26 protein-coding genes are annotated in these 26362 nt (G+C 71.0%); 15 read left to right on the top strand and 11 right to left on the bottom strand.

Features of this window, described 5'->3' with window-relative positions:
• Positions 1 to 298: 298 nt before the first annotated feature.
• The gene (locus FNH05_RS07230; RefSeq protein ID WP_144586540.1) at positions 299 to 1267 is read right to left on the bottom strand and encodes a 4-hydroxy-3-methylbut-2-enyl diphosphate reductase; all 969 of its coding nucleotides are present in this window, start codon (positions 1265 to 1267) and stop codon (positions 299 to 301) included.
• A 105-nt stretch (positions 1268 to 1372) separates the two neighbouring features.
• Between FNH05_RS07230 and FNH05_RS07225 the strand changes: the two genes are divergently transcribed.
• The 5 genes from FNH05_RS07225 to glpX all read left to right on the top strand — a co-directional run bounded on the left by FNH05_RS07225 (position 1373) and on the right by glpX (position 5151).
• The gene (locus FNH05_RS07225) at positions 1373 to 2005 is read left to right on the top strand and encodes a lipid droplet-associated protein (protein WP_144586539.1); all 633 of its coding nucleotides are present in this window, start codon (positions 1373 to 1375) and stop codon (positions 2003 to 2005) included.
• Positions 2002 to 3258 (top strand): exodeoxyribonuclease VII large subunit, encoded by a 1257-nt coding sequence (xseA, locus tag FNH05_RS07220; protein WP_144586538.1) that lies wholly within the window; start codon positions 2002 to 2004, stop codon positions 3256 to 3258. The genes FNH05_RS07225 and xseA overlap by 4 nt, the downstream gene beginning before the upstream one ends.
• Positions 3259 to 3261: 3 nt before the next feature.
• The gene (locus FNH05_RS07215) at positions 3262 to 3663 is read left to right on the top strand and encodes a hypothetical protein (RefSeq protein ID WP_144586537.1); all 402 of its coding nucleotides are present in this window, start codon (positions 3262 to 3264) and stop codon (positions 3661 to 3663) included.
• Positions 3664 to 3705: 42 nt separating this feature from the next.
• On the top strand, positions 3706 to 3960 hold the full coding sequence (locus tag FNH05_RS07210) for an exodeoxyribonuclease VII small subunit (protein WP_144586536.1): 255 nt from the start codon (positions 3706 to 3708) through the stop codon (positions 3958 to 3960).
• A 120-nt stretch (positions 3961 to 4080) separates the two neighbouring features.
• Complete coding sequence (gene glpX / locus FNH05_RS07205) at positions 4081 to 5151, top strand: class II fructose-bisphosphatase (protein ID WP_144586535.1); 1071 nt, start codon at positions 4081 to 4083, stop codon at positions 5149 to 5151.
• Positions 5152 to 5167: 16 nt separating this feature from the next.
• On the opposite strand, the gene FNH05_RS07200 is transcribed toward glpX, so the two are convergent.
• Positions 5168 to 6151, bottom strand: coding sequence for an NAD(P)/FAD-dependent oxidoreductase (locus FNH05_RS07200; protein WP_186382428.1), 984 nt, complete (start codon positions 6149 to 6151; stop codon positions 5168 to 5170).
• A 115-nt stretch (positions 6152 to 6266) separates the two neighbouring features.
• Here FNH05_RS07200 and FNH05_RS07195 point away from each other — a divergent pair, with 115 nt between their 5' ends.
• On the top strand, positions 6267 to 7664 hold the full coding sequence (locus tag FNH05_RS07195) for a class II fumarate hydratase (RefSeq protein ID WP_144586534.1): 1398 nt from the start codon (positions 6267 to 6269) through the stop codon (positions 7662 to 7664).
• A 66-nt stretch (positions 7665 to 7730) separates the two neighbouring features.
• Here FNH05_RS07195 and FNH05_RS07190 read toward each other — a convergent pair whose 3' ends face one another.
• Complete coding sequence (locus tag FNH05_RS07190; RefSeq protein WP_144586533.1) at positions 7731 to 8456, bottom strand: zf-HC2 domain-containing protein; 726 nt, start codon at positions 8454 to 8456, stop codon at positions 7731 to 7733.
• A gap of 154 nt (positions 8457 to 8610) precedes the next feature.
• On the opposite strand from FNH05_RS07190, the gene FNH05_RS07185 reads away from it, so the two are divergent.
• The 3 genes from FNH05_RS07185 to FNH05_RS07175 all read left to right on the top strand — a co-directional run bounded on the left by FNH05_RS07185 (position 8611) and on the right by FNH05_RS07175 (position 12516).
• Positions 8611 to 9165: a sigma-70 family RNA polymerase sigma factor gene (locus tag FNH05_RS07185; protein ID WP_144586532.1), complete on the top strand. Its 555-nt coding sequence runs from the start codon at positions 8611 to 8613 to the stop codon at positions 9163 to 9165.
• Between the two features lie 40 nt (positions 9166 to 9205).
• Positions 9206 to 10714 carry an ATP-dependent DNA ligase gene (locus FNH05_RS07180; RefSeq protein WP_144586529.1) on the top strand — a complete coding sequence of 503 codons (1509 nt, stop codon included), beginning with the start codon at positions 9206 to 9208 and terminating at the stop codon, positions 10712 to 10714.
• Between the two features lie 65 nt (positions 10715 to 10779).
• The gene (locus FNH05_RS07175; RefSeq protein ID WP_246127586.1) at positions 10780 to 12516 is read left to right on the top strand and encodes a hypothetical protein; all 1737 of its coding nucleotides are present in this window, start codon (positions 10780 to 10782) and stop codon (positions 12514 to 12516) included.
• A gap of 34 nt (positions 12517 to 12550) precedes the next feature.
• Here FNH05_RS07175 and FNH05_RS07170 read toward each other — a convergent pair whose 3' ends face one another.
• The 3 genes from FNH05_RS07170 to FNH05_RS07160 all read right to left on the bottom strand — a co-directional run bounded on the left by FNH05_RS07170 (position 12551) and on the right by FNH05_RS07160 (position 16268).
• Entirely contained in the window at positions 12551 to 13981 is a 1431-nt protein-coding gene (locus tag FNH05_RS07170; protein ID WP_246127585.1) for a sensor histidine kinase, read from the bottom strand.
• Entirely contained in the window at positions 13978 to 14655 is a 678-nt protein-coding gene (locus tag FNH05_RS07165) for a response regulator transcription factor (RefSeq protein ID WP_144586527.1), read from the bottom strand. The genes FNH05_RS07170 and FNH05_RS07165 overlap by 4 nt, the downstream gene beginning before the upstream one ends.
• A 74-nt stretch (positions 14656 to 14729) precedes the next feature.
• A complete protein-coding gene (locus FNH05_RS07160) occupies positions 14730 to 16268 on the bottom strand; it encodes a CehA/McbA family metallohydrolase (protein ID WP_186382427.1) in 1539 nt (512 codons plus the stop codon).
• Positions 16269 to 16366: 98 nt separating this feature from the next.
• Between FNH05_RS07160 and mgrA the strand changes: the two genes are divergently transcribed.
• Both mgrA and FNH05_RS07150 read left to right on the top strand, forming a co-directional pair.
• Positions 16367 to 17398: an L-glyceraldehyde 3-phosphate reductase gene (gene mgrA / locus FNH05_RS07155; protein ID WP_144586525.1), complete on the top strand. Its 1032-nt coding sequence runs from the start codon at positions 16367 to 16369 to the stop codon at positions 17396 to 17398.
• A 15-nt stretch (positions 17399 to 17413) separates the two neighbouring features.
• Complete coding sequence (locus FNH05_RS07150) at positions 17414 to 18025, top strand: MBL fold metallo-hydrolase (protein ID WP_144586523.1); 612 nt, start codon at positions 17414 to 17416, stop codon at positions 18023 to 18025.
• A 15-nt stretch (positions 18026 to 18040) separates the two neighbouring features.
• Here the strand turns inward: FNH05_RS07150 and FNH05_RS07145 are convergent, their stop codons facing one another.
• Entirely contained in the window at positions 18041 to 18484 is a 444-nt protein-coding gene (locus FNH05_RS07145; protein WP_144586521.1) for a DUF309 domain-containing protein, read from the bottom strand.
• 40 nt (positions 18485 to 18524) lie between these two features.
• Between FNH05_RS07145 and guaB1 the strand changes: the two genes are divergently transcribed.
• The 3 genes from guaB1 to FNH05_RS07130 all read left to right on the top strand — a co-directional run bounded on the left by guaB1 (position 18525) and on the right by FNH05_RS07130 (position 21914).
• Complete coding sequence (guaB1, locus tag FNH05_RS07140; protein WP_144586519.1) at positions 18525 to 19964, top strand: GMP reductase; 1440 nt, start codon at positions 18525 to 18527, stop codon at positions 19962 to 19964.
• Between the two features lie 61 nt (positions 19965 to 20025).
• The gene (locus FNH05_RS07135; RefSeq protein WP_144586517.1) at positions 20026 to 21099 is read left to right on the top strand and encodes an ABC transporter ATP-binding protein; all 1074 of its coding nucleotides are present in this window, start codon (positions 20026 to 20028) and stop codon (positions 21097 to 21099) included.
• A complete protein-coding gene (locus tag FNH05_RS07130) occupies positions 21096 to 21914 on the top strand; it encodes an ABC transporter permease (protein WP_144586515.1) in 819 nt (272 codons plus the stop codon). Before FNH05_RS07135 ends, FNH05_RS07130 begins: the two co-directional genes overlap by 4 nt.
• 49 nt (positions 21915 to 21963) lie before the next feature.
• Here FNH05_RS07130 and phoH2 read toward each other — a convergent pair whose 3' ends face one another.
• Positions 21964 to 23250, bottom strand: a complete 1287-nt coding sequence (phoH2, locus tag FNH05_RS07125) for an RNA 5'-3' helicase PhoH2 (RefSeq protein WP_144586543.1) — start codon at positions 23248 to 23250, stop codon at positions 21964 to 21966.
• 437 nt (positions 23251 to 23687) lie between these two features.
• The gene (locus FNH05_RS07120) at positions 23688 to 24464 is read right to left on the bottom strand and encodes an isoprenyl transferase (RefSeq protein WP_144586513.1); all 777 of its coding nucleotides are present in this window, start codon (positions 24462 to 24464) and stop codon (positions 23688 to 23690) included.
• A gap of 114 nt (positions 24465 to 24578) precedes the next feature.
• Here FNH05_RS07120 and trhA point away from each other — a divergent pair, with 114 nt between their 5' ends.
• Entirely contained in the window at positions 24579 to 25220 is a 642-nt protein-coding gene (gene trhA, locus FNH05_RS07115) for a PAQR family membrane homeostasis protein TrhA (protein WP_144586542.1), read from the top strand.
• A gap of 38 nt (positions 25221 to 25258) precedes the next feature.
• Here the strand turns inward: trhA and FNH05_RS07110 are convergent, their stop codons facing one another.
• Positions 25259 to 25594 carry a tyrosine-type recombinase/integrase gene (locus FNH05_RS07110; protein WP_246127583.1) on the bottom strand — a complete coding sequence of 112 codons (336 nt, stop codon included), beginning with the start codon at positions 25592 to 25594 and terminating at the stop codon, positions 25259 to 25261.
• A gap of 85 nt (positions 25595 to 25679) precedes the next feature.
• Positions 25680 to 26231 carry a hypothetical protein gene (locus tag FNH05_RS07105; protein WP_425458421.1) on the bottom strand — a complete coding sequence of 184 codons (552 nt, stop codon included), beginning with the start codon at positions 26229 to 26231 and terminating at the stop codon, positions 25680 to 25682.
• Positions 26232 to 26362: the final 131 nt, after the last annotated feature.

The following is a 26362-nucleotide window of genomic DNA, read 5'->3' as shown; positions in this document are numbered from 1 at the left end:
CCTGGGAAGACGACGCCTGAAAAGGGCGCCTTGACGTGCCGTGAGGGGTCCCTTCACGGCCGATACGGCCAGCGGCCGGAGGGGCTGGGGCAAGCCGTGAAGGGTCCCTTCACAGTCAAATCGACTGTGAAGGGACCCTTCACGGCCAACACTCACGCGACTTTGCCGGAGCCCTGGCCGATACGGCGGCCGATACGGCCGTGAAGGGGACCCCTCACAGCGCCCATTCCGGGCCCGAGCCGGCAACGGGCATCGCCGAGCCGGGCCGGGCTTCGGCGTCACAGGGGTTGGAGAAGTTCTAGCGGGCGACCTTGCGGAGTTCCCTCGGCAACGCGAAGGCGATCTTCTCCTGGGCCGTGGTGATCTCGTCGACCTGGTCCCAGCCGCGCGCGGCCAGCCACTCGAGCAGCTCCATGACGAGCACGTCCGGCACGGAAGCGCCGCTGGTCACACCGACCGTGCCGACGCCGTCCAGCCACGCCTCGTCCACCTCGTGGGCGTAGTCGATCAGGTGCGCGTCCCGCGCGCCCGCCTGCCGCGCCACCTCGACGAGGCGCTTGGAGTTCGACGAGTTCCGGGAGCCCACCACGAGCACGAGATCGCACTCGGCGGCCATCGCCTTGACCGCGCCCTGCCGGTTGGAGGTCGCGTAACAGATGTCGTCGCTGGGCGGATCGGCCAGCCCGGGGAACCGCTCGCGCAACTGCTCCACGCGCTCCATGGTTTCGTCGACGCTCAGCGTGGTCTGCGACAGCCACACCACCTTCGCCGGGTCGCGCACCTCGGCCCTGGCGGCGTCCTCGGCCGTGTCGATCAGCTGGACGTGCTCCGGGGCCTCCCCCGCGGTGCCCTCGACCTCTTCGTGACCCTCGTGGCCGATCAGCAGGATGTCGTAGTCGTCCTTGGCGAACCGGTTGACCTCCTTGTGCACCTTGGTCACCAGCGGGCACGTGGCGTCGATGGTGCGGAGGTTCCGCTCGGCGGCTTCGGCGTGCACGGCCGGGGACACCCCGTGCGCGGAGAACACCACCAGCTCGCCCTCGGGCACCTCGGAGGTCTCGTCGACGAAGATCACCCCGCGTTGGCGCAACGTGTCCACGACATGCCGGTTGTGCACGATCTCCTTGCGCACGTACACGGGCGGGCCGTAGAGCTCCAACGCCTTCTCGACGGCGATCACGGCGCGGTCGACCCCCGCGCAGTAACCACGCGGTTTGGCCAGCAGCACTCGTTTGGCGGGCTCGGCGGCAGGGCTCGCTGCACTCATGGCTTCCAGGGTACGGCCCGGCCCGTTGTGCCGACGGTCACGTCTGGGCAGGGCATCGGAGGTGATCGGTTGGGCAGGATGCCCCTGGTGCGGCAGGCTGTACGCATGAAGCCTCTCCCGCTCCCCCTCCGAGTCGCCGCGGGCCTGGCCGTGACCGCCGCCGAGCATGCGCGCGAGCTGCCGAAGAACCTGCTGGGCCTGCCGGTCACCGTGCTGTCCCAGGTATTGCAGCTGTCCATGCGCCTGCAGCAGCAGGTCACCGAGCTGGCCATCAAGGGCGACGAGGTGCTGTCCTCGCTGCGGCCGGTCGAGGAGACGCCGGCGTGGGCGACCTTCGACGAGGACATCACGCCGCCCGGGGGCGACGCCCGCAACGGCCATCACGGCCCCGTCGGCGTCAAGGAGCCCGGCGAGGGCCTGCGCGACCCCTGGGAGCAGGAGGAGCAGGCGCTGGCCGAGGACCACACCGAGGGCGAGTTCGACAGCGGGAACGCGGGGGCCGGTGCGGCCGTCGCGGCTGGGGCGGCTGGTCCGGTCGGCCTGACCAACTACGACGAGCTGACCCTGCCCCAGCTTCGCGCGCGGTTGCGGCGGCTGAACCTCGAACAGCTCGAAGAACTGCTCGCCTACGAACGCGCGAACGCCAACCGGCCTTCGTTCACCGGCATGTTGACCCGCCGGATCGGCAACGTGCGGCGGTTGGCCGAGGGCGGCGGGACGGACGTCACCGGCCGGTGAGCACCGAATCCGCCACCGCCAGGGAGCAGACCAGCGCGGAGAACCCCTGGCCGGTACGCACCGTCGCGCGCAAGATCGCGGACTGGATCCACCGCCTTGGCGCGGTCTGGGTGGAGGGCCAGGTCACCCAGATCTCCGCCCGGCCGGGCACGCAGACCGCCTTCCTCACCCTGCGGGATCCGTCGGCCGACGTGTCGATGACGGTGACCTGCCCGATGCGCCTGCTGCGGGAGATCGAGCCGCCGTTGCGCGACGGCGCCAGCGTGGTGGTGTTCGCCAAGCCGACGTTCTTCCTCGGGCGCGGCACGATCAGCCTTCGCGCCAGCGAGATCCGCGCGGTCGGTATCGGTGAGCTGCTCGCCCGGATCGAACGGCTGCGCCGCCTGCTGGCCGCCGAGGGCCTGTTCGCCCCGGAACGCAAGAAGCGGCTTCCCTTCCTGCCCAAGGGAATCGGACTGATCACCGGCCGGGCGTCCGCGGCCGAGCACGACGTGCTGGCCAATGCGCACGCCCGCTGGCCCGCCGCCAGGATCCAGGTGGTCAACACCGCGGTGCAGGGCCCGTCGGCGGTCCCGCAGATCCGCAAAGCATTGTCCCTTTTGGACGACGATCCGTCGATCGACGTCATCGTGATCGCCCGCGGCGGCGGCAGCGTCGAGGACCTGCTGCCGTTCTCGGACGAGGCGCTGTGCCGGGCCGTGGCGGCCGCGCGCACGCCCGTGGTCAGCGCGATCGGGCACGAGCCCGACACCCCGCTGCTGGACCACGTGGCGGACCTGCGCTGCTCCACTCCCACGGACGCGGGCAAGCGGATCGTGCCGGACGTCCGCGAGGAGACCGCCCGCGTGCACCAGTTGCGCGACCGGGCCCGCCGGGCACTGCACGGCTGGGTGGACACCCAGTGCCGCCTGCTCGACCAGCTCCGCAGCCGTCCGGTGCTGGCCGATCCGCTGGGTCCGATCCAGCGCCGCGCCGAGGACGTCGAACTGCACCGTGAGCGGGGCCGCCGCGCGATGCTCCACGCGCTGGCCCACGAACAGGCCGCCGTCGCCTCCGCCCGCGCCCGGCTGACCGCGCTCGGGCCCGCCGCGACCATGACCCGCGGCTACACCGTCGTGCAATATCCGGACGCGGAAGGCAACCTCCAGGTACTGCGATCCATCTCTGAAGTGGCGGAGGGAACTCCGCTGCGCGTGCGGGTCGTCGACGGCGCCGTGCACGCGGTCGTCAGGACCGTCGAACCAGGAGAGTAGGACGTGCTGCAAGCGCAGGGCCCCACATTCCTGCCGCTCACCGCCGACGCGGCCGCGCGCATCGGCGCCAGTACCGTGCTGAGCAGGGCCGCCGAAGCCGACGAGACCGCCAACGCGTGCTGGACCTCGCTGCTGGCCGGCTGCTCCTCCGCGGCGCGGTGGGGGCTGGACACCCGGCTGCGGCGGCTGTCGGAGGCCACCTCGGTCTACGTCGGCACGCGATGGTGGTTCAGCGAGGGTTCCGCGCACCGCCGCCGCGTGGCGAACGCCCAGACGTGCATCGAGGAGGCGGTCACCGAGGGTGACGGCCAGGAGTTCGCGAAGGCCTTCATGGGTTACGACCACGCGATGGCCTGCGCGGTGGTCGCCGCGGGCCAGGGGCACGACAGGCACCGGCGTTCCTGAGGGGGGCACGCGGGCCGGGGTGGCGAACAGTAGTCTGCGCTGGTGAGCGAGGCCACGGAAAACGGTACGGAACTCGGCTACGAGCAGGCCCGTGACCAGCTCGTCGAGGTGGTGCGGGAACTCGAGGCGGGGGGACTGTCGCTGGAGCAGTCGCTGGCCCTGTGGGAGAAGGGCGAGCATCTCGCGAAGATCTGCGAGCACCACCTGGAGGGCGCGCGGGAGCGCATCGAAGCGGCGCTGAAGTCCGTCGAAGAGGCGGCGGAGGCGGGGGAAACCGACGGCGGCGGAGAAGGCTGAGCCCGCCGGCGGGGGCCCGGCGTGCGCGCGGAGTGAGGTTTGCCATGTCTTCGGTGCCGTGCGGTGTGCACGCGGTCTGAGAGAATCAATACCCGCCCTGCACGAACCCGGGAGGCACCAATGTCGAGCGTCAGCCCGTCCCCCAGCACATCGCGCCGCAAGGAAGCGCCCGACCGCAACCTGGCGATGGAGCTGGTGCGCGTCACGGAGGCGGCGGCGATGGCGGCCGGCCGGTGGGTCGGCAAGGGGGACAAGAACGGCGGCGACGGCGCGGCGGTCGACGCGATGCGGCAGCTGATCTCCACCGTCTCGATGCGCGGCGTGGTCGTCATCGGCGAGGGCGAGAAGGACGAAGCGCCGATGCTGTACAACGGCGAGGAGGTCGGCAACGGCGACGGTCCCGCCTGCGACGTCGCGGTCGACCCGATCGACGGCACCACGCTGATGTCCAAGGGCATGCCGAACGCGCTGGCCGTGCTCGCGGTCGCCGAGCGCGGGGCGATGTTCGACCCGTCGGCCGTGTTCTACATGGAGAAGCTGGCCGTCGGTCCCGAAGCGGCGGGCACCGTGGATCTGTCGGCGCCGATCGCGGAGAACATCCGCCGGGTGGCCAAGGCCAAGAATAGCGGCGTTTCCGACGTCACCGTCTGCATCCTCGACCGGCCGCGGCACGAGCAGATCGTGAAGGAGGTCCGCGAGGCGGGCGCCCGCATCCGGTTCATCTCGGACGGTGACGTGGCGGGCGCGATCGCGGCGGCGCGGCCGAGCACCGGTGTCGACCTGCTGCTGGGCATCGGCGGCACCCCCGAGGGCATCATCGCGGCCTGCGCCATGAAGTGCCTCGGCGGTGAGCTGCAGGGCAGGCTGTGGCCGAAGGACGACGCCGAGCGGGAGAAGGCGCTGGCCGCCGGGCACGATCTGGACCGCGTGCTGACCACCGACGACCTGGTCAAGGGCGACAACGTGTTCTTCTGCGCCACCGGGGTCACCGACGGTGACCTGCTGCGGGGCGTGCACTACCGCGCTGGTGGCGCGACGACCCAGTCGATCGTGATGCGGTCGAAGTCGGGCACGGTTCGCCTGATCGACGGCTACCACCGCCTGACGAAGCTGCGGGCCTACTCCTCGATCGACTTCGACGGCGAGCTGGGCGAGTCCGGCGCCGAGAAGTCGGTTCCGCCGCTGCCGTAGCCGTCGACGCGACGCCCTACTCGGCGTTGCTGGAGTGGCCGGGGAAGAGGTGCGCCTCGGGGTCGAGGGCGACGGCGATGTTGTTGATCGCCGTCGCGGCCTCGCCGAAACCGGTGGCGATGAGCTTCACCTTGCCCGGGTACGCGGCGACGTCCCCGGCCGCGTACACGCGCTCGCGGGCGGTCGCCATCGTCGAGTCGACCGCGATCGCCCGGCGGTCGATCTTCAACCCCCAGCTCTCGATCGGTCCGAGATCCGCCGTGAAGCCGAGGGCCGCCACCAGGGTCTGCGCCGGCAGCACCACCGGTTCGGCTCCCTTCGCCTTGACGACCACCTCCGCCAGCGCGCGCTCGCCGCGGAGTTCGGTCACCTCGGCATCGGTGATCATCCGGATGCCGAGCTCGCGGGCCTGCCGCACGATCGAGTCGGCGGCGCGGAACTTCGCGCGGCGGTGCACCAGTGTCACGCTCGCGGCGACCGGATGCAGCGCGAGCACCCAGTCGAAGGCCGAGTCGCCGCCGCCGACCACGATCACGTCCTGCCCGGCGTGTGCGTCCAGCGAGGGCACGAAATGCACCATGCCGCGCCCGAGCCAGCCCTGCCCGGCGGGCAGCGGCCGCGGCGTGAACTCGCCGATGCCCGCGGTGATCAGCACCGCACCGGCATGCACGGTCTGCCCGCCGTCGAGCACCACGTCCAGTCCGGTTTCGCCCGGCCGCAGTCCCTCCGCCTTGCGCCCCAGCAGGTAGCGCGGCTGCCACGGCGCGGCCTGTTCCAGCAGGCCCTTGATCAGGTCGCGCCCGCGGATCGCGGGGAAGCCGCCCACGTCGTAGATCATCTTCTCCGGGTACATCGCGGTGACCTGACCGCCCGCCTCGGGCAGCGCGTCCACCACGGCCGTCGACAGGCCGCGGAAACCCGCGTAGTAGGCGGCGAACAGCCCGGTGGGACCGGCGCCGACGATCAGCACGTCGACCGAAAGTTCCTCAGCGGTGCCCATCGGCGCCCCGCCCTTCGCAGCGATTCCCCGGAGTGGTCCGGACACTGCGATCGTAACGATTCGCGGTGCGCAAGCACACGAAGCGAAGCCGATCGCACTGGGTGAGACTGGCGTTATGGCTGAACAGGAATACCGGATCGAACACGACACGATGGGCGAGGTCAAGGTGCCCGTCGACGCGCTGTACCGGGCCCAGACCCAGCGGGCCGTGGAGAACTTCCCGATTTCCGGCCGTGGCCTGGAGCGTGCGCAGATCCGCGCGCTCGGCCTGCTCAAGGCCGCCGCCGCGCGCGTGAACGCCCGGCTGGGGGTGCTCGAACCCGAACTCGCGGAGGCGATCGCCGAAGCCGCCGACGCGGTGGCCGAGGGCCGTTACGACGAGCACTTCCCCATCGACGTGTTCCAGACCGGTTCCGGCACTTCGTCGAACATGAACGCCAACGAGGTGATCGCGACGCTGGCCAGCCGCAGGCTGGGCAGCGACGTGCACCCGAACGACCACGTCAACGCGTCGCAGTCGTCGAACGACACGTTCCCGACGACGATCCACGTCGCCGCGACCGAGGCCGTGCTCATGGACGTGATCCCGGCGCTGGACCACCTGGCGACGACGATCGAGGCCCGCGCCGCCGAATGGCGGGACGTGGTGAAGTCCGGCCGCACGCACCTCATGGACGCCGTGCCGGTCACCCTCGGCCAGGAGGCCGGTGCGTGGGCGGCGCAGGTCCGGTACGGGATCGAACGGCTCGAGTCCGGGGTGGGCCGCCTGGGTGAACTGCCCATCGGCGGGACCGCGGTCGGGTCCGGGCTCAACGCCCCGGACAACTTCGGGGCGCGCGTCGCGGCCGAACTCGCCACGGTGACCCGGCTGCCGCTGACCGAGGCCCGCAACCACTTCGAGGCGCAGGCCAGCCAGGACAGCGTGGTGGAGACGTCGGCGAACCTGCGCACCGTCGCCGTGTCGCTGCACAAGATCGCGAACGATCTCCGGTGGCTGGGTTCGGGCCCCCGCACCGGGCTGGCCGAGCTGGCACTGCCCGATCTGCAGCCCGGCTCGTCGATCATGCCGGGCAAGGTGAACCCGGTGATCCCGGAGGCCACGCTCCAGGTGGTGGCCCAGGTGATCGGCAACGACGCGGCGGTGGCCTTCGCCGGGGCGCAGGGCAACTTCCAGCTCAACGTGAACCTGCCGGTGATCGCCCGCAACGTGCTGGAGTCGGCACGCCTGCTGGCGGCGGTGTCGCGGCTGCTGGCGGACAAGGTGTTCGCGGGCGTGACCGTCAACGCCGACCGCGCGCGGGCCTACGCGGAGGGTTCGCCGTCGATCGTCACGCCGCTGAACAAGTACATCGGCTACGAAGAGGCGGCGGCGGTGGCCAAGCAGGCGCTGAAGGAACTCAAGACCATCCGCGAGGTGGTCGTCGAGCGGGGCTACATCGAACAGGGCAAGCTCACCGAAGCCCAGCTCGACGAGGCCCTCGACGTGCTGCGCATGGCCCGCGGCGGCCGCTGACCACGTGGAGCCGCCAAGGGGTTGCGGGCGCTGTGAGGGGTCCCCTCTCAGCGCCCGCAACCCCGGCTACGCCGCGTGCCGCGCGGCCGGCGGCCGATTCCGCCGCGTCGGAGATCCGGGACTGACCTCGTCCCGGCTCGGCTCCCCCGTGCCCGCCTTCTCCGGCAGCCCCGCCGCGACCCGGCTGCCCGGTCCGGGAAGACGGCGGGCGCGCTGGGCGAGCAGGGCGGTGCACAGCACCCCGAGCACCAGCGGCACGTGCCCGGCCAAGCGGTACCAGCCGACATCGCCCCTGGCGAAGTCCATGATGGACAGTACGACGAGCACTCCGGCGAAACTGAACAGCACCGGCAACTGGCTGCCCGCCCTGCCGGGACGGGAAAGCACCCACAGCAGGGCGATACCCACCGCGAAGTTGAACGCCACCGCCTCGTGTTCCATATGCGATCCGGGCGCGACCGTGCTGCCGTCCCCCAGCGGCTGAGGCAGGAAAAGCTGCGACACCACGAGCGAGAACTGGGAAACCGCCGCGAACCCGAGCAGCCATCGCGGCCAGTCGACGGGCGAGGGCCGCCCCCGCGGAACGAGCCGTTCCAGCACTTCGGCCGTGACGTCGGCGCGCTCGCCTGCCGTGTCGATCCGGGTCAGTCGGGTCACCACCGCCGCTTCGTGCTGCCAGGCCGTACAGTCCGCACAGGACGCCAGGTGCTCGTCGAGCGCCTCCTGCGCCACGCCGGTGTCCTCTCCGTCCAGTGCGGCCGAAACCGCCTCACGCGCGGTTGCACAGTCCATACCCGTATTGTCGCCTGCCTGAGGCAAATAGTTCCCTCACCGCGTCCCCCGCCGCTTTCCGGTCCGGTTTCACCTGTCCGCGACGTCCCCTTGATCGACTGTTTTCCCGACCCCATAAGGTCCTTTGCGGAGAGTCCGCGGAAGGGGACGGGCAGTGGACGACGACGAGATCACCCGGGACGCCTTCCGCGCCGCACGGGGCGACCGGATGGCCGCGGAGCGGTTCGTGGCGGCGACCCGGCACCAGCTGCACCGGTTGCTGGGCTACCTGTCCAGTCCCGCCCTCGCCGAGGACCTCGTGCAGGAAACCTATCTGCGCGCCTTCGCCGCCCTTCCGGGTTACGAGGGCCGTTCCCCGGCGCGGATGTGGCTGCTGGCGATCGCGAAGCGCGTCGCCGCCGACCAGTTGCGCGTCCAGGGCCGCCGCCCGCGGGCCGGCCGGACCGAGGACTGGGTGGCGCAAGCCGAGCAGCACGGCGCCACCGCCCCGGACCACGGCCGCCTGGTGGTGCTGCGCCGCCTGGTCGGCGAACTGGAACTCGAGCGCCGGGAGGCGTTCGTGCTCACCCAGGTGGCGGGCCTGTCCTACGCCGAAGCGGCGGAGCTGTGCGGCTGCGCGGTCGGCACCATCCGCTCCCGGGTGTTCCGGGCCCGTGAGGACCTGACCGCGGCGCTGCGCGAGGGGCAGCGCCGGGCTGCGCACGGCTGAATCCCCTGAAACTGTCGGTGCCCGGGGGCATGATGGGCTCATGTTCCTCGCCGACGTCGTGGCCGCCTCCGCCGAGCTGGCGGCCACGCGCTCGCGCAAGGCCAAGATCGCGACGTTGTCCGCGCTGCTCTCCCGGGCGGGCCCTGCAGAGCTGCCCGCGGTCGTCGCGTTCCTGACCGGACGGCCCACCCAGGGCCGGATCGGCACCGGCTGGCGCACGCTCGCCGGGCTGGACACCGCCCCGGCCGCCGCCCCGTCGCTCACGGTGGCCGAGGTGGACGCCGCACTGGACGAGGTGGCAAGCACGGCGGGCGCGGGCTCGGCCCAGCGCCGCGCCGAGGTCCTGCGCACCCTGTTCGCCCGGGCCACCGAGGCCGAGCAGCACTTCCTGTTCCGCCTGCTCACCGGCGAGTTGCGGCAGGGTGCGCTGGAAGGGGTGATGGTGGACGCCGTCGCCGCGGCGGCCGCGGTGCCGTCCGAAGCGGTGCGACGGGCCTTCATGCTCTCCGGCCGTCTCCCCGAAACCGCCGTCGCCGCGATCGGCGGTGGCGAGCAGGCGCTCGGCGCGTTCCGGCTGCGGCTGGGGCGCCCTCTGCGCCCGATGCTCGCCTCTCCGGCGGAATCGCTGGACGAGGCGCTGGCCGAGCACGCCTCGGTGGTGGTGGAGTACAAACTGGACGGTGCCAGGATCCAGGTCCACCGGAACGGCGACGAAGTGCGGGTCTACACGCGAACGTTGCGGGAGATCACCGGGCAGGTGGGCGAACTGGTCGAGTTGGTGCGGGCGCTGCCGTGCCGCTCGGTGGTGCTCGACGGGGAGACCCTCGCACTGACCGACGAGGGCAGGCCCCGGCCGTTCCAGGAGACGATGAGCCGGTTCGGCAGCACCCGCGAGGAGCAGGTGCGGGCCCTGCTGCTGCGGCCGTACTTCTTCGACTGCCTGCACCTGGACGGCGTGGACCTGCTCGACGCCCCGCTCCGCGAGCGCAACGCCGCACTGCGGACGGTGGCCGGGGAACACCTCGTCCCGGGCCGGACCGAGCCGCCGGATCCCGCGGGCATCCTCGACGCGGCGCTGGCGGACGGCCATGAAGGGGTGATGGTGAAGGCGCTCGACTCGGTCTACGCGGCGGGCCGCCGGGGCCGGGCTTGGCTGAAGGTGAAACCGGTGCACACGCTCGATCTGGTCGTGCTCGCGGCGGAATGGGGGCACGGACGGCGCACCGGGTATCTGTCCAATCTGCACCTCGGCGCCCGCGATCCCGACGGCGGGCCGCCGATCATGGTGGGCAAGACGTTCAAGGGGCTCACCGACGAGTTGCTGGCGTGGCAGACGAAAAGGCTGCTGGAACTGGAAACACACCACGACGACTGGACCGTCCGGGTCCGGCCGGAACTGGTGGTGGAGATCGAACTCGACGGGGCACAGATCAGCACCCGTTATCCCGGTGGCGTCGCGCTTCGTTTCGCGCGCGTCGTGCGTTACCGTCCCGACAAGGAACCGTCCGAGGCCGACACGATCGATATGGTCCGCGCCACACTCAAGTGATTTTCGTGGACCAACGGGAGAACTGCTGTTACAGAACCGGCACATCTCTTCCGTAGTTTGCGGGCATGGTCGCTGCCCCACCCCTTGATCCACCCACTGGCGCCGTCACCCGGCCCCAGCCCGCGAAGTCCGCCCGCTGGCGGTCCAGGCTGCCCGCGGTGGCCGCCGTACTAGGTGGTCTGGCCCTGATCGGGGCGCGGGCGGCGCAGTACGGGAACTGGCTGGTGGACGACGCCGCGATCACCTTCGCCTACGCGCGCAACCTGGCCGATGGACTGGGCCCGGTGGCGCAGCCCGGTGTGCCGCCGGTGGAAGGGTTCTCCAATCCGACGTGGACCGCGCTGCTGGCGATCGGCCGCCTGCTCGGCCTGTTCGACCGGGGCACCTTGTTCGGCATCCCGGACTACGTCCTGTTCCCGAAGGCACTCGCGCTGTTGTGCTGCGCCGGAATCCTGATCGCGGCTCACTCGGCGGCCTCCCTGGTGTCGCGGCGGCCCTGGCTGGTGACGCTGTGCACCGGCGCGCTCCTCGCCGCGGTGCCCTCGTTCGTGGTCTGGTGCTTTTCCGGGCTGGAGAACTCGCTGTTCGCCCTTCTGGTGACGTCGCTGGCGGTGGTCGCCTTCCGCGCGGCGATCCTGGGACACCTGCTCACCCCGAAGGTCGCGATCACGGTGGGGCTGCTCGCCGCGCTCGCCGCCCTCACCCGCCCGGACGGGGCCATCTACGCGGCGGCCTACCCGCTGACCGCGCTGATCCAGTTGCGGCGCACCACACTGGCTTCGACCGTGCGGTCCGTGCTGGTCTCCTGCGCGGCCTTCGCCGCACTCTTCGGCGCCTATCTCACCTGGCGGTACGTCGAGTTCGGCCGCCTGGTGGCGAACACCGCGGTGGCGAAGAGCCAGCAGGTGCCGGACCTCAAGCAGTTCACCCGTGTCGGGGAACTCGTGCTCTACGCGGGCACGCTCGCGGTGCTGCTGCTCGTGCTGGTCGTCGGACTGGTGATGGCCCGCTCCTCGTGGTGGCGTCAGGGAATACCGGCCCTGCTGGTGCCCTTGAGCCTGGCGCTGATCGCCTACGCGGTGCTCAACCCGGACTGGATGGGCGAGTACCGGTTCGCCACACCGGTGTGGGCGATGGCCGCGCTGATCGGGCCGCTGGCCACGGCGGAGGCGTTCCGCGGGTCCGGCGTGCGCGGCCGGTTCGTCCTGGCGGTGGCCATGGCCGCGGCCCTCGTACCCTCCGGCGCCGCGTTCGCCGACGCGGGCAGCAGGTTCCGGGACCAGCCGACCCTGCCGATGTGCTTCGTCGCGGACCGGTTCGGCCGCGTCTTCAACACCTACGCCGATCTGCTCGACGTCAAGCAGGGGTCGATCCTGGAGCCGGATCTCGGCGGCACCTCGCTCACCAGCCGCCTGCCGATCCTGGACCTGGCGGGCCTGGTGGACGCCAAGATCGCGGACTACTACCACGACCACGACATGGCGGCGCTGCGCGATCGCGTGTTCGAGGACGTCAAGCCGACCTTCCTGCACTTCCGCCTGTACTGGGGCGGCACCACGGGAATCGCGACGGATCCCCGGCTGCTGCGCGACTACTACCCGCTCTACACCTACCCGGCTCCCGCGGAGCTCGGCGGCGACTGGGTGCGCAAGGACGCGGTACACAGCGAGGAACAGCTCGCGGCCGCGCGGGCTTACGCGGCGGCCGTGGTGCCGGAAACGGAGCGCAAGCTGTGGGTCTGGCCCCGCCGCTCCTGCGGTGACACCCTTCGCCCCGGCCAGACCACCCTCGACCAGCACTGAAGCGCGGTTCGTCCCCGGGCCGTGAGGGGACCCCTCACAGCCCCGGTTTCGCAGAAGCGGCGGTGGCTGTGCGGGGCAGGGTGAGTGTGAAGACGGCACCGCCGTCGTTGGCGACGGTGATGTCGCCGCCGTGCACGCGGGCGTTCTCCCGCGCGATCGCCAGCCCAAGGCCGCTGCCCTCGGTGGCGGTCCGCGCCCGGTCACCACGCACGAACCGGTCGAAAACCAGGTCCAGCAGGTCTTCGGGAACGCCGGGACCGGAATCGGCGACGCGGACGGTGACCCGGTCGGCGTCCGTACCGTCGATGAGCACGGAAAACGGGGGCGCCCCGTGGTGGACGGCGTTGGTCAGCAGGTTCCGCGCGATCGTGTGCAGCCGCCGCGGGTCCCCGACCACCACGACATCGCCGAGCGCACGCGGTTCGGCCGTGATGCCGGAAAGGTCGACGGCGTCCGCCCAGAGATCGGTCAGCTCCACCGGTTCCGCCTGGAAGTCGGCGGCCCCCGCGTCGAACCGGGAGATCTCCATCAGGTCCTCCACGAGGGTGGCCAGCCGACGGGTCTGCACGCCGAGCAGGTGCGCGGACCGCGCGCTCACCTCGGGGTGGTCCAGACCGTCCACGGCGGCGACCATCGCCGCGAGCGGGGTGCGGAGATCGTGCGCCACATCGGCCACGAACCGCCGCTGCTGCTGGTCCTTGGCCCGCAGTTCCTTGATGGAATCCCCGACCTGGCGCGCCATCGCGTTGAACGAGGCGGCCAGTTCCGCGAGCTCGTCCCTGCCTCGCACCGGAACGCGGACGTTGAGGTCGCCAAGGCCCAGCTCGCGTGCCGCCGAAGCCACCGCCTGCACCGGCCGCTGGATCCGTTTCGCGGCCACCAGCGCCGCGGCCACCCCCAGCGCGGCGACCAGGACCGCGATCATCGTCAGGTTGCGCCGCAGCTTCGCCAGTTCGTCCTGCAACGCCCCCATGTTGTAGAACTCGACCAGCACCAGGTCCGGCAGCACCTGCCCGGACAGCACGCAGTAGGCCGGGTCGTCCAGCGATTCCATCGTCCAGGAGCTCGTGTACCTCGACAGCGCGCCGTCCACCAGCCAGACCGGCAACTCGACCGGCGGTGCCTGGCCCGGCATCCGCTGCGGGTCGAACACGAAGTGGCCGTCGGTGATCGCAGGCCGGGGTGCCCCCGGGGAGAAGTCGAGCAACGTCCAGCGCACCCCCTGCTCGCGGTACATGTACCCGGCCACCATGTCGGCGGGTCCGCGTCCGTTGAGGTACTGCGCGACGAACCGGGCCTGCACCAGATCGGCCGAGAAGCCGGCACGGGCGGCGGCGAGGAACCGGTCGGTGGTGTCGCTCGCCTGCACCTGGTAGGACGCGAAGGCCATCGCGGTGGTCGCCACCACGGTCACGAACACGACCGCGGCCGCGATACGGGCCCGCAGGCCGAAGTACGGTCTCACGGAGAGGTCAGGCGGTAGCCGAGGCCGCGGACCGTGCGCAGCAGGACCGGGCTGCCCGGATCCCGCTCGATCTTGGCCCGCAGCCGGGCGATCGCCGCGTCGACGATGCGGGAATCGCCGACATAACCGTAGTCCCAGACACGTTTGAGCAGGGTCTGCCGGGTCAGCACCTGACCGGGATGGGTCGCGAACTCCAGCAGCAGCTTCAGTTCGGTCGCGGTGAGGTGCAGTTCGGCGCCGTCCGCGGTGACCATCATCGCGGACGGGTCGACCACCAGATGCCCGAACCGCAGCACCGGATCGGCGGCGACCGGCGCGACCCGGCGCATCACCGCCTTCATCCGCGCGTCGACCACCCGCGGTTCGGCGGGTTTGACCACGTAGTCGTCGGCGCCGCATTCCAGGCCGACGACCACGTCCACCGCGGAGCCGCGAGCGGTCAGCAGGATGATCGGGACCAGGCTGGTGGCCCGGATCCGGCGGCACACCTCGAATCCGTCGATCCCCGGGAGCATCAGGTCGAGCAGCACCACGTCCAGCCGCTCACCGGCCAGCATCTCGAGCGCGCGCTCGCCGGAAGGGGCGTGGGTCACCTCGTGGCCGAGCGCGCCGAGTGCCACCGAGAGCGCCTCGGCGAGCGCGCCATCGTCCTCCACGAGCAGCACCTGGGCCACGAAACCGACAATCCCCCCGGTTGACGAGCGATCAACGCCACTTTAGCGCGCATCGGACCGGGGCAGCGTGATCGTCAGGACCGGCCGAGGAAGATCGGGTTGGTCATGGCCGCCATCGCCCCGAAGTTCAGCCCCGGGGACAAAGCCGGGGCACCGGCGCTGCCGTCCGCCTGCGGGTGGCGCACCTCGGCGCGAACGTAGGCGGCCGCGGCCGGGGTGGTCAGCCAGGTCACCGTGCCCTCCCCGCTCGCGGGCAGGCTCTGCTGCAGCAACTGGCCCTCGTCGGTGATGAGGCGGACGGTGCCGTTCGGCACCCCCTTCACGTCCAGCCTGACGGCGACCTTGTCGCCCTTGCCCACGGCGAGCCGTTCCCCGATGCCGGCGCTCTGGCCTCGCGGCCCGGCGGCGGCGAAGGACAGCTCGACCGCCGAGGATTCGGCGATCCAGGTCCGCCCGGCCCTGATCCCGTCCAGGATCGCGTCCCGGCTCAGCTCGTCGGCCAGCACCACGTTCTGCGGCAACCCGATCACGTTGCCGGGGTTGTGCGCGTCGCTGTTGCCCATCGCGGGCAGCCAGCGGCCGCCGCCGCGCACCGCCTCGACCAGCTTGCCGTCCCAAGTGGACACCGCGGCGTCGTCGTCCCACGTCCACGGCCCGTTCCACACCTCGACCGCGTCGAAGTCCCGGTAGCCGAACTTGAAGTTGCAGCCGATCCACGGGCAGTACGGGTGCGCGGCCACGCACAGGCCGTTCGAGCGGTGCACCTCGCGCTGGAACTCCGGCAGATCGCGGTCCTGCGCACGGTACCGCCAGTCGATGAACTGCCCCGGCCGCACGCCCAGCGCCAGCCAGTGGCCGTTGCGGGTGGTGACCTCCTCACCGAGCATGATGAGCAGGTCGTCCCCGGCGAAGGGGCCCCACACCCCGTGAGAGGACGAGGTGTTGTGGTCGGTCGAGGTGATGAAGTCCAGCTTCGCGTCCCTCGCCCCGGCCGCGACCTCGGCGGGAAGCCGCCTCCCGTCGGAATACACGGTGTGCAGGTGGCAGTCGCCGCGGTACCAGGCACGGCCGCGTCCGGCGGCCTTCACCGGCGGGTAGTCCGGCTGGTACGCGGGTCCGGACGGGCCGTAGGTCAGCGTCACCTCGACGCGGTAGTCCATGCCCTGCGGCGCGATCTGGTACGGGCCGAGCACGATGTTCCACGTGCCCGGCATCACCTCGCCCGGCAGGTACCCGGGGGTCGCCTCACTCCGGGCGATCGAGAACCGGTCGCGGAAACCGCCGGACCAGCCACGGAAACCGGCACCGCCGAGCTGTGTGCCGCGCGCGTCGAAAACCCCGATGTCGCAGGAGTTTCCTGGCGTGCCCGCGGGCACCGGCGGTTTGTCGTAGCTGTAGACCGCGGAGATCCGGCTGACCCCGGACGGCACCTGCACCGGCAGGTACACGAAGTCGGGGGTGCCGGGCTCGAAATGCCCGGTGATCACCTTCGTTTCGGTCTGCCCTTCGGCCGCCTCGGCGAACGCGACCGGTGCCAGTGCCATCCCCGCGCCCACCCCGGCGGCGGTGAGAAAGCCACGCCGGGAGACGCCCGCCCCGCAATTCATGCACATGAGCGCACGCTTTCACAGCGCCGGTGACCGGGACAAGCCGATCAGTGGTCCGGCGGGTGTCGGTTCGCTGAACCACCGGAAACGTAGGCTGGCCGGCCGTGACCCCTTACACCGCAGCGGAAAACCGCTACCAGGACATGACCTACCGCCGCACCGGGCGCAGCGGGCTGAAACTGCCGTCGATCTCACTCGGGCTGTGGCGCAACTTCGGGGACGACCGGCCGCTGGAGGTCCAGCGGGCCGTGCTGCGCCGCGCCTTCGACCTTGGCATCACGCATTTCGACCTGGCCAACAACTACGGCCCGCCCTACGGTTCCGCGGAACGGAACTTCGGCCGTCTGCTCCGGGAGGATTTCCGGCCGTACCGGGATGAACTGGTCATTTCCACCAAGGCCGGGTACGACATGTGGCCGGGGCCGTATGGGGAATGGGGTTCACGCAAGTACCTGCTGGCGAGCCTGGACCAGTCGCTGACCCGGATGGGCCTGGACTACGTGGACATCTTCTATTCGCACCGGTTCGATCCGGAAACGCCGCTCGAAGAGACGATGGGTGCGCTGGCGTCCGCGGTCCAGCAGGGGAAGGCGCTGTACGTCGGCATCTCGTCCTACAACGCGCGGCGCACCCGGGAGGCGGCGGCGCTGCTGCGGCAGCTCGGGGTGCCGCTGCTGATCCACCAGCCTTCGTACTCGATGCTGAACCGCTGGATCGAAGAGGACGGCCTGCTCGATGTGCTGGCCGAAGAGGGTGCCGGTTGCATCGGTTTCGCCCCGCTCGCCCAGGGACTGCTGACCGACCGGTACCTCAACGGCGTTCCGGAGGGTTCCCGCGCCACGCAAGGGAAATCGCTCGACCCGGCGGTGCTCGGGGAAGAAACGATCGGCAAGCTGCGGGCCCTCGACGAGATCGCGCGGCGGCGTGGCCAGACCCTCGCGCAGCTCGCGCTGAACTGGCTGCTGCGGGACGAGCGGATGACCTCCGCCCTGATCGGCGCGTCCTCGGTCCGCCAGTTGGAACAGAACGTCCAGGCCCTGCAGGGCCCGCCGCTGACCGAGGCGGAACTGGCCGAAATCGACCGGTACGCCACCGATGCGGGCCTCAACCTCTGGGCGCGCTCCAGCCAGGAATGACCTAGGGTTTTCCGCATGGCGGCAGTGGTGCGGAACGTGGTGACCTCCGGCGTCTTCACGCTCGACGGCGGTAGCTGGGACGTGGACAACAACGTGTGGATCGTCGGCGACGACACCGAGGTGCTCGTCATCGACGCCGCCCACGACGCGACGGCGATCGCCGAGGCGGTCGGCGAAGCGGCGGTGCGCGCGATCGTGTGCACGCACGCCCACAACGACCACGTCAACGCGGCGCCGGAACTCGCACGATCGACCGGGGCGCCGATCCTGCTGCACCCCGCCGACCGGGTGCTGTGGGATCTCACCCACCCGGAGCGGGCGCCGGACGGCGAACTGGCGGACGGGCAGCGGCTGACGATCGCCGGGACGGAACTGACCGTGCTGCACACGCCGGGGCATGCGCCCGGCGCCGTCTGCCTGTACGCGCCCGGACTGGGCACGGTGTTCACCGGGGACACCCTGTTCCACGGCGGACCGGGCGCGACGGGCCGGTCGTACTCGGACCACCCGACCATCGTGCGGTCGATCCGGGAGAAGCTGTTCACCCTCCCGGACGACACCGTGGTGCGCACCGGACACGGCGAGTCCACCACGATCGGCGCCGAAAAGGCGAACGTCCCGACCTGACCTGGTCTCGCCTGGTCACCCCCGCAACCGCGGGCAGAGGTGCGGGGTGCGGGGGTCACGCGCCCAGCGCACCAGGCCGGCCACGTCGATGCCGTGCGGTGGCGAGACCGCGTACGGTTCGAGGCCCTCCGCCCCGCGCGCCAGCAGCGCCGCCGCCCCCTTGCCGTTGCCCCGCGCCTCGTGGGTGAGACCGACGGCCAGTTGCGCCAGTGCCTTCCACAGCCCGCGCTCGGGCCGCTCACCGGCCTTCCAGGCGTCCTCGAACACTTCGTGCGCATGGAACGGCCTGCCGTCGGCCAGCAGCCGCTGCGCCTCGTCCAGGGTCTGTTCCGGGGTGCGCACGATCCCCTCGGGCTGCCGGGGCACCCCCGGCGCCCCGTGGGGCAACGGGCGGCCGAGGCCGTCCCGCGGCCGCGCGTTGCGGGCCCGGCCCGCGGCGTCCCGATCACGGTCGTTCACGGCCCCCATTGTGCCCCCGGATGTCCTACGCTGAACTCTCGTGCGCTTCCTCGAAGGCCATCGGCCCGGTCACGAACTGACCTACGACGACGTGTTCCTCACCCCGAACCGCTCGGCCGTGGAGTCCCGCTTCGACGTCGATTTGTCCACTGTGGATGGTACCGGCGCCACGATCCCGATCGTGGTGGCCAATATGACCGCCGTCGCCGGCCGCCGGATGGCGGAGACGGTGGCGCGCCGCGGCGGCCTGGTGGTGCTGCCCCAGGACGTCGACCCGGCCGCGGTCGCCGACACCGTCTCCTGGGTCAAGAGCCGCCACACGGTGTGGGACACCCCGGTGGTGCTCACCGAGGGCGACGCGGTGGCCGACGCGCTGAATCTGGTCGGCAAGCGCGCCCACGGCGCCGTGGTCGTGGTGGACGGGGAGGGCCGCCCGCTGGGCATCGTGGACGAGGCCGCGTGCACCGGAGTGGACCGGTTCGCCCGGTTGTCCGAGGTCACCGAGCCCGCACTGGTGACCTGCCCCCTCGACACACCCGCCAGGGAGGTCTTCGACCGGCTGCACACCGCCGGGGCCCGGCTCGCGCTGGGCGTGAACGACTCGGGACGGCTCGTCGGCGTGCTCACCCAGACCGCCGCGCTGAGGACGGACATCTACGCGCCCGCCGTCGATGCGCAGGGCAGGCTGCGGGTGGCCGCCGCGATCGGGGTCAACGGGGATGTCGCCGCGAAGGCCGAGGCCGTGCTGGCCGCGGGCATCGACGTGCTCGTGGTGGACACCGCCCACGGTCACCAGGAGAAGATGCTCGCCGCGCTCAAGGCGGTGCGCGGCCTCTCGCCCCGGGTGCCGGTGGTGGCGGGCAACGTGGTCACCGCCGAAGGCACCCGCGACCTCATCGCCGCGGGCGCGGACGTGGTCAAGGTCGGGGTGGGCCCCGGCGCGATGTGCACGACGCGGATGATGACCGGCGTCGGCCGCCCCCAGTTCTCGGCGGTGGCCGAATGCGCCGAAGCCGCCAAGGCGCTCGGCAAGCACGTGTGGGCGGACGGCGGCGTGCGGCACCCCCGTGACGTGGCGCTCGCACTGGCCGCGGGCGCCTCGGCGGCCATGGTCGGTTCCTGGTTCGCCGGCACCCACGAGTCCCCCGGTGATCTCCGGTACGACGAGCACGGCCGTCCCTACAAGGAATCCTTCGGGATGGCGTCGAAACGGGCTCTGGCCGTGCGGACCCGCGCGGAGGGCATGTTCGACCGGGCCCGCAAGGCGCTGTTCGAGGAGGGCATCTCCTCCTCGCGGATGATGCTCGACCCCACTCGACCGGGTGTGGAGGATCTGCTCGATTCGATCTGCTCCGGCGTGCGGTCGGCGTTCACCTACGCGGGTGCTCGCGATATCGCGGAGTTCGCCGAACGGGCCGTGGTGGGCGTGCAGTCCGCGGCCGGTTTCGCCGAGGGAAGGCCCCTTCCCGCCGGGTGGTAGCAGGCGCACGGCCGGGTTTCCGGCCGCGCGTGCCCGGCCCGTCCGGACCTACGCTGAGGGCGTGACCGACGCAGTGATCGTGCGCGACCTGGTCAAGCGCTATCGCCGCTCCGGCCCTCCGGCGGTGGACGGGCTGAGTTTCCGCGTGCGCTCGGGCGAGATCTTCGGCCTGCTCGGCCCGAACGGCGCGGGCAAGACCACGACGGTGGGGGTGCTCACCACCCGCGTGCTGCCCACTTCGGGCCACGCGCTGGTGTACGGGGTGGATGTGCGCCGGTCGCCGAGCCAGGCGCGGCAGTTGTTCGCCGTGGTGCCGCAACGGAACAACCTCGACCGGTCGCTGACGATCCGGCAGAACCTGGTCTTCCACGCGGCGTACCACGGCCTGGGCCGCACGGAGCGCAACCGGCGCGCCGACGAGATCCTCGACCGGATGGGCCTGGCCGATCTGGCGGGCTCGCGCGTCGATCTCGTCTCCGGTGGCCAGGCCCAGCGCGTGATGATCGCGCGGGCACTGATGCACGAGCCGCGCGTGCTGTTCCTGGACGAGCCCACCACGGGTCTCGACCCGCAGGCGAGGCTGTTCGTCCACGAGCGCGTCACGGCGTTGCGGGAGGCCGGGGTGACGGTCGTGCTCACCACGCACGACATGGAGGAGGCCGCCAAGCTGTGCGACCGGGTCGGCATCGTGGACCACGGCAGGCTGCTCGCGCTGGACAGTCCGCAGACGCTGACCACGTCCTTGCCGGGCAGCACGACGATGACGCTCACGGCGAGCACCGGCGGGCACGACCGCGAGAAGATCGCCGACGCCCTGCAGGCACTGGACGGGGTGGAACGGGTCGAAACGATCTCCAGGGGAGGCCCCGGTGTGCCGGGGGCATCCCGGCCGCCCGGACCGCCCGGCCCCCCGGGACCGCCCGGACCTCCGGTGCCGCACCCGGTCGCCGGGAACGGCGAAGACGGCGAAGACACCGCGCAGTTCCGGCTCTACACCGAGCACGAACCCGCCGTCGTGCTGCCGTCGGTGCTCAAGGCGCTGAGCGCGCTCGGCTGCGACCTCGGCGGCCTGTCCCTCGGCACCCCGAGCCTGGAAGACGTCTTCATCGGCCTCACCGGAAGGGAGCTGCGATGACCGGCCCCGCCGCCACCGTCGGGCTTCCGCACGCGAGTCCGGCCACCGCGGCCCGGACGTTCTTCGCCGTGCTGTGGCGCGACGTGTTCGTCACCGGGCGGGAACTCCTGCCGTTCCTCGCGCAGGTGGTCGTCCAGCCGTTCTTCATGCTGTTCATCTTCGGCAAGGTGCTCACCGGGATCGGCTACGTGCAGGGGAACTTCGCCCAGATCCTGCTGCCGGGGATGGTCGCGCTGACCGGTTTCCTCACCGGGCTGCAGAACACCACGATGCCGCTGATCCTCGACTTCTCCTGGACGAGGGAGATCGAGGACCGCCTGCTCGCGCCGATGCCGATTCCCCTGGTGGCGCTGGAGAAAGTGGTGTTCGGCGCGCTGCGCGGGATCGTGGCCGCGCTCCTGATCGTCCCGATCGGCTACCTGATCCTGTCCGGCATCCACTGGCCCGCCTCGGCCTGGCCGGGAGTGCTCGGCCTGATCGTCCTCGGTTCGCTGGCCGGGGCGGCGATCGGCATGACGATCGGCACCCTGGTGCAGCCGCGCCGGATCCAGATCATGTTCGCGGTGGTGCTGATGCCGCTGATGTTCACCGGCTCCACCCAGTTCCCGTGGTTCGGGCTGACGAACCTGCGCTGGTTCCAGGTGATCTGCGCGCTCAACCCGCTCACCTACGTCAGCGAAGGCATGCGCTCGCTGCTGCTGGCCGGGCAGATCCGCTCGATCCCGCTGTGGATCGACATTCCGGTCATCGTGCTCGCCCTGGCCGTGTTCCTCACCATCGGCGTCAAGGGCTTCCTCCACCGCGCACTGGACTGACCCCAGGCGGGCACCCGGGCATCCCGGGTGCCCGCACGGGCGGCCGTCGTCAGCCGTGGTCCTCCAGCATTTCCGTGACCAGCGCCGCGATCGGCGAGCGCTCGGAACGGGTCAGCGTGACATGCGCGAACAACGGGTGGCCCTTGAGCTTCTCGATCACCGCCGAGACCCCGTCGTGCCTCCCGACGCGAAGGTTGTCGCGCTGGGCGACGTCGTGCGTCAGCACGACGCGGGAGGCGGTGCCGAGGCGGGACAGCACCGTGAGCAGCACGTTGCGTTCCAGCGACTGGGCCTCGTCCACGATCACGAAGGTGTCGTGCAGCGAGCGCCCCCGGATGTGGGTGAGCGGCAGGACCTCCAGCATGCCCCGGTCGAAGACCTCGTCCAGGACCTCCTGGCTGACCAGCGCGCCCAGCGTGTCGAACACCGCCTGCGCCCACGGCTGCATCTTCTCGCTCTCGGAACCGGGCAGGTAGCCGAGGTCCTGCCCGCCGACGGCGTAGACCGGCCGGAAGACCACGACCTTGCGGTGCTCACGCCGTTCCATCACCGATTCCAGCCCCGCGCACAGTGCCAGCGCGGACTTTCCGGTGCCCGCCCGGCCGCCGAGCGAGACGATGCCCACCTCGGGGTCGAGCAGCAGGTCGAGCGCGATCCGCTGTTCGGCGGAGCGGCCGTGCAGGCCGAAGGCCTCCCGGTCCCCGCGCACCAGGCGCACCTTCTTGTCCGGGGTGATCCGGCCGAGCGCGCTGGAGCTCCCGGCGAGCATCCGCAGCCCCGTGTGGCACGGGGAGGAGGCGATTTCCGCCAGGCCGAAGTCGGCGGGCTCCACGGTGCCGTGCTGGAACAGCGCATCGATCATTTCCTGGGGAGCGTCGATGTCGGCCATGCCGGTCCAGCCGGAGGGCGTGACGTCCTGGGCGCGGTACTCGTCGGCGTCCAGCCCGACCGAGCCCGCCTTGACCCGCAGCGGGATGTCCTTCGTGACCAGGGTCACGTTCCGGCGCTCCACGGCGAGGTTCAGTGCGCAGGCCAGGATCCGGTGGTCGTTCGAGTCGGTGCGGAACCCGGGCGGCAGCACGGTGGGATCCGAATGGTTGAGCTCGACGTGCAGGGTGCCGCCGTGGTCACCGATCGGGACCGGGGCGTCGAGCCTGCCGTGGGTGCGGCGCAGGTCGTCGAGCAGGCGCAGGGATTCCCGCGCGAACCAGCCGAGTTCGGGGTGGTGCCGTTTCGCCTCCAGTTCGCTGATCACGACCAGCGGCAACACCACGGCATGCTCGGCGAACCGGGACACCGCCCAGGGATCGGAGAGCAGGACCGAGGTGTCGAGCACATAGGTGTGCCGCTGGGATTCGGGGGATTGCGGGCCTACCGCTGGTTCGCCAGCGCCCTCCGCGCTGGTCGAGGCCTTCCGGGGCGAACGCTGCGCAGTCACGACGGCATCTCCCTCGTGGGCGTGGCACCACGCCCGCACTAGCTGGGCCGGGCACTTCCCTGGCTGGTCCGTTCTCCGCCGACGCCGGGTGCGTCAGCGAGCGCGGCCAAGAGGGCCGGGTGCCGGCCCCCTCGTGCGTTTCGCGAACGGCTTCGCCGTTCCCTCCACTACCGCCACGATCAGGGCCTCCCGCGATGGCCCGCAAGGTCACGGACCATCACTTCGGAAGTTACCTGCGAATCGCGGATCGTGCAGGCAGCCAGCCAGGTGAATCACCGGGGTCCCGGCTCACGGTGGGTAGAGCGGGCGCGACCAGGCAGTGTGCGCCCGCCGTGTCAAGTGCCGAACCGGCGATGCCGCCAGGCGTAATCCCGCACGGCGCGGAGGAAGTCGACGCGGCGGAAGGCGGGCCAGTAGGCCTCGGTGAACCAGAACTCCGAATGCGCGGACTGCCACAGCAGGAACCCGGAAAGCCGCTGCTCACCGGAGGTGCGGATGATCAGGTCGGGGTCCGGCTGGCCCGAGGTGTACAGATGCTCGGAAATGTGGTCCACGTCGAGGATCTTGGCCAGCTCGCGGATGCTGGTGCCCTCGTCTGCGTGCTGCAGCAGGAGCTTCTTGACCGCGTCGGCGATCTCCTGCCTGCCGCCGTAACCGACCGCGATGTTGACCTCCATCCCGGTGCGGTCCTCGGTGCGCGCGGCGGCCGCCTTGAGGCTGCGGGCCATGTCGGCCGGGAGCAGTTCGAGCGCGCCCACGATGCGCAGGCGCCACGGGTTCTCCGGCGCGGCCAGTTCGTCCACCACGTCCACGATGATCTTGAGCAGCGCCTCGACCTCCTCCGGGGCACGCCCGAGGTTGTCGGTGGACAGCAGCCACAGTGTGACGACCTCGACGTCGGCCTCGCGGCACCAGGACAGGAAGTCGGCGATCTTCTTCGCTCCGGCGCGATGCCCGTCCGCCACGTCGGTGAATCCGGCTTCCCTTGCCCAGCGCCGGTTGCCGTCCAGCATGATGCCGATGTGACGTGGGTGACGTCCGGCGGCCTGCTGGATCAGGCGACGGCCGTAGGCGCCGTACAGAACCCTGGATACGAAGGAGCGAAGACTCACGTCGGCCTAGCGTACGCACTTCGCCTGAGCGACGTGGTTCCGGCCACGGTCACTGGCGCCGAACCTACGGTCCCGTAACCTTGATCCGTGCCCGTCGCGTCCGATTCCCCCGTGATCGATACCCGTCCACGCCTGCGTGGCCACATCCATTTCTGGTCGTTCTTCGGCGCCCTGGCCTGCGCGGTGACGCTGGTCACCTTCGCCGGGACGGCGATTTCCGCCAGGGCCGCGCTGGCCACCGCCGTCTACGGCCTCACCGTGATGGGCGTGTTCGGGGTGAGCGCGCTCTACCACCGGCGCCTGTGGAGTCCCCGCGCCTACCAGTGGATGAAACGCGCCGACCACTCGATGATCTTCCTGTTCATCGCGGGCACCTACACGCCGTTCACCCTGCTGTCGATGTCCCAGCCGACCGGTTACGTCATCCTCGCCGTGGTCTGGGGCGGCGCGCTGCTCGGCGTGGCACTGAAGATGCTGTGGCCGACCGCCCCGCGCTGGCTCGGGGTGCCGATCTACATCGCACTCGGCTGGGTCGCGATCTTCGTCCTGCCCGAACTCGCCCGCCACGCCGGAATCGCCGCGCTGGTGCTGCTGCTCGTCGGCGGCCTGTTCTACACCGTCGGCGCCATCTTCTACGGCACCCGCTGGCCGAACCACTGGCCGGAGACCTTCGGCTACCACGAGTTCTTCCACGCCTGCACGGTGCTGGCGGCGATCAGCCACTACATCGCGATCTGGCTGGCCATCACCGCCTAGCTGGGGTTTTGGCCTTCTGGATCTTGTCCAGGCCGTCATCAGGCCGCCAGGCCGTCGAAGAAGGCATCCACCGCCTTCCGCGTCCGCTCGTGACTGGTGGGCAGCAGGTGGGTGTACACGCGCAGCGTGAAGCCGGGGTCCGAGTGCCCGAGGTAGGCGGACAGCGCCTTGATCGACTCGCCCGCGTCGAGCAGGACCGAGGCGTACAGGTGCCGCAGCGCGTGCATCCCGTCCTCCCGCGTCGACTCGGTGATCCCGGCCCGCTTGAGCGCCGGTAGCCACACGCCGGTACGGAACTTGCCCCGGCGGAACGCCTGCCCGTCCTGATCGACCATCAGCAGGTTCACCGTCACCGGCTTGCCCTCGTGATGCACCCACGGCAGCGGGACCAGCGCGTAACCCCCTCAACCTGGTGCCGTGAAGGGTCTCTTCACGGCACCAGGGGCCACCGCCCAGGGGTCAGCCGAGATCGGGACCCTTCGTCCGCAGATCGTCCACTTTGGACATAGCTGTGCGCAGTTCGGTGAGCCAGGATTCGGCGTGTTCCCCGACGAGCCGGACCGCCCAGGCCAGTGCCTCCGACCGGGATCGGGCCACTCCGGCATCGACGAGCGTGTCCAGCACGAGGCGCTCGGGCTGCCGGAGCCGCGTCATCACCGGAACCGACAGCGTGGTGAACAACTCGCGTGTACCGCCGATGCGCGCTCCCCAGGCGACCTTCCGCCGGTAGCGGTGCTCGGCCTGCCGGGCGATCTCGATCCGCTGCTCCCGGGTGTCCTCGCGGAACCGGCTGATCCGGCCGGACTCCGCGGCGGCCCGCGCCGCGTCATCGGCGAACTCGCCGCTCAGCGGCGGCAACTCGCCCACGACGAGGATTTCCTCCCGGTCCACGATGATCTCCGGCGCGCCGGTGAACCAGTCGTCGGGCAGTCGTCCGGCGAACCACCCGGCGGCGTCGTCGGCGGAGGGCACCTCGGCCTGCTTCCAGCCCCCACGTCCGTGCATCCGCATCATGACCTCCTTGATTACATGATTACGTTGATACAGACGCTACGCTCGTTAAGCGCGCCAGGGTGGCCTGTCAGCGCAGAGCGAACGAGAGCCGTGAGGGCCCCCTCACGGCAGCCCGCAACCCCCTTTGC

The sequence above is a fragment of the Amycolatopsis rhizosphaerae genome, from assembly GCF_007713715.1.
Lineage (GTDB): Bacteria > Actinomycetota > Actinomycetes > Mycobacteriales > Pseudonocardiaceae > Amycolatopsis_E > Amycolatopsis_E rhizosphaerae.
This window is presented reverse-complemented; position numbering and strand designations above follow the sequence as displayed.

Coding starts and splice junctions, on each gene's coding strand:
- FNH05_RS07130 (WP_144586515.1), top strand. CDS start 21,096: ATGACCGGCCCCGCCGCCACCGTCGGGCTTCCGCACGCGAGTCCGGCC.
- FNH05_RS07195 (WP_144586534.1), top strand. CDS start 6,267: ATGGCTGAACAGGAATACCGGATCGAACACGACACGATGGGCGAGGTC.
- FNH05_RS07180 (WP_144586529.1), top strand. CDS start 9,206: ATGTTCCTCGCCGACGTCGTGGCCGCCTCCGCCGAGCTGGCGGCCACG.
- FNH05_RS07225 (WP_144586539.1), top strand. CDS start 1,373: ATGAAGCCTCTCCCGCTCCCCCTCCGAGTCGCCGCGGGCCTGGCCGTG.
- FNH05_RS07160 (WP_186382427.1), bottom strand. CDS start 16,268: ATGTGCATGAATTGCGGGGCGGGCGTCTCCCGGCGTGGCTTTCTCACC.
- FNH05_RS07105 (WP_425458421.1), bottom strand. CDS start 26,231: ATGCGGATGCACGGACGTGGGGGCTGGAAGCAGGCCGAGGTGCCCTCC.
- FNH05_RS07150 (WP_144586523.1), top strand. CDS start 17,414: ATGGCGGCAGTGGTGCGGAACGTGGTGACCTCCGGCGTCTTCACGCTC.
- glpX (WP_144586535.1), top strand. CDS start 4,081: ATGTCGAGCGTCAGCCCGTCCCCCAGCACATCGCGCCGCAAGGAAGCG.
- FNH05_RS07190 (WP_144586533.1), bottom strand. CDS start 8,456: ATGGACTGTGCAACCGCGCGTGAGGCGGTTTCGGCCGCACTGGACGGA.
- FNH05_RS07175 (WP_246127586.1), top strand. CDS start 10,780: ATGGTCGCTGCCCCACCCCTTGATCCACCCACTGGCGCCGTCACCCGG.
- FNH05_RS07200 (WP_186382428.1), bottom strand. CDS start 6,151: ATGGGCACCGCTGAGGAACTTTCGGTCGACGTGCTGATCGTCGGCGCC.
- FNH05_RS07230 (WP_144586540.1), bottom strand. CDS start 1,267: ATGAGTGCAGCGAGCCCTGCCGCCGAGCCCGCCAAACGAGTGCTGCTG.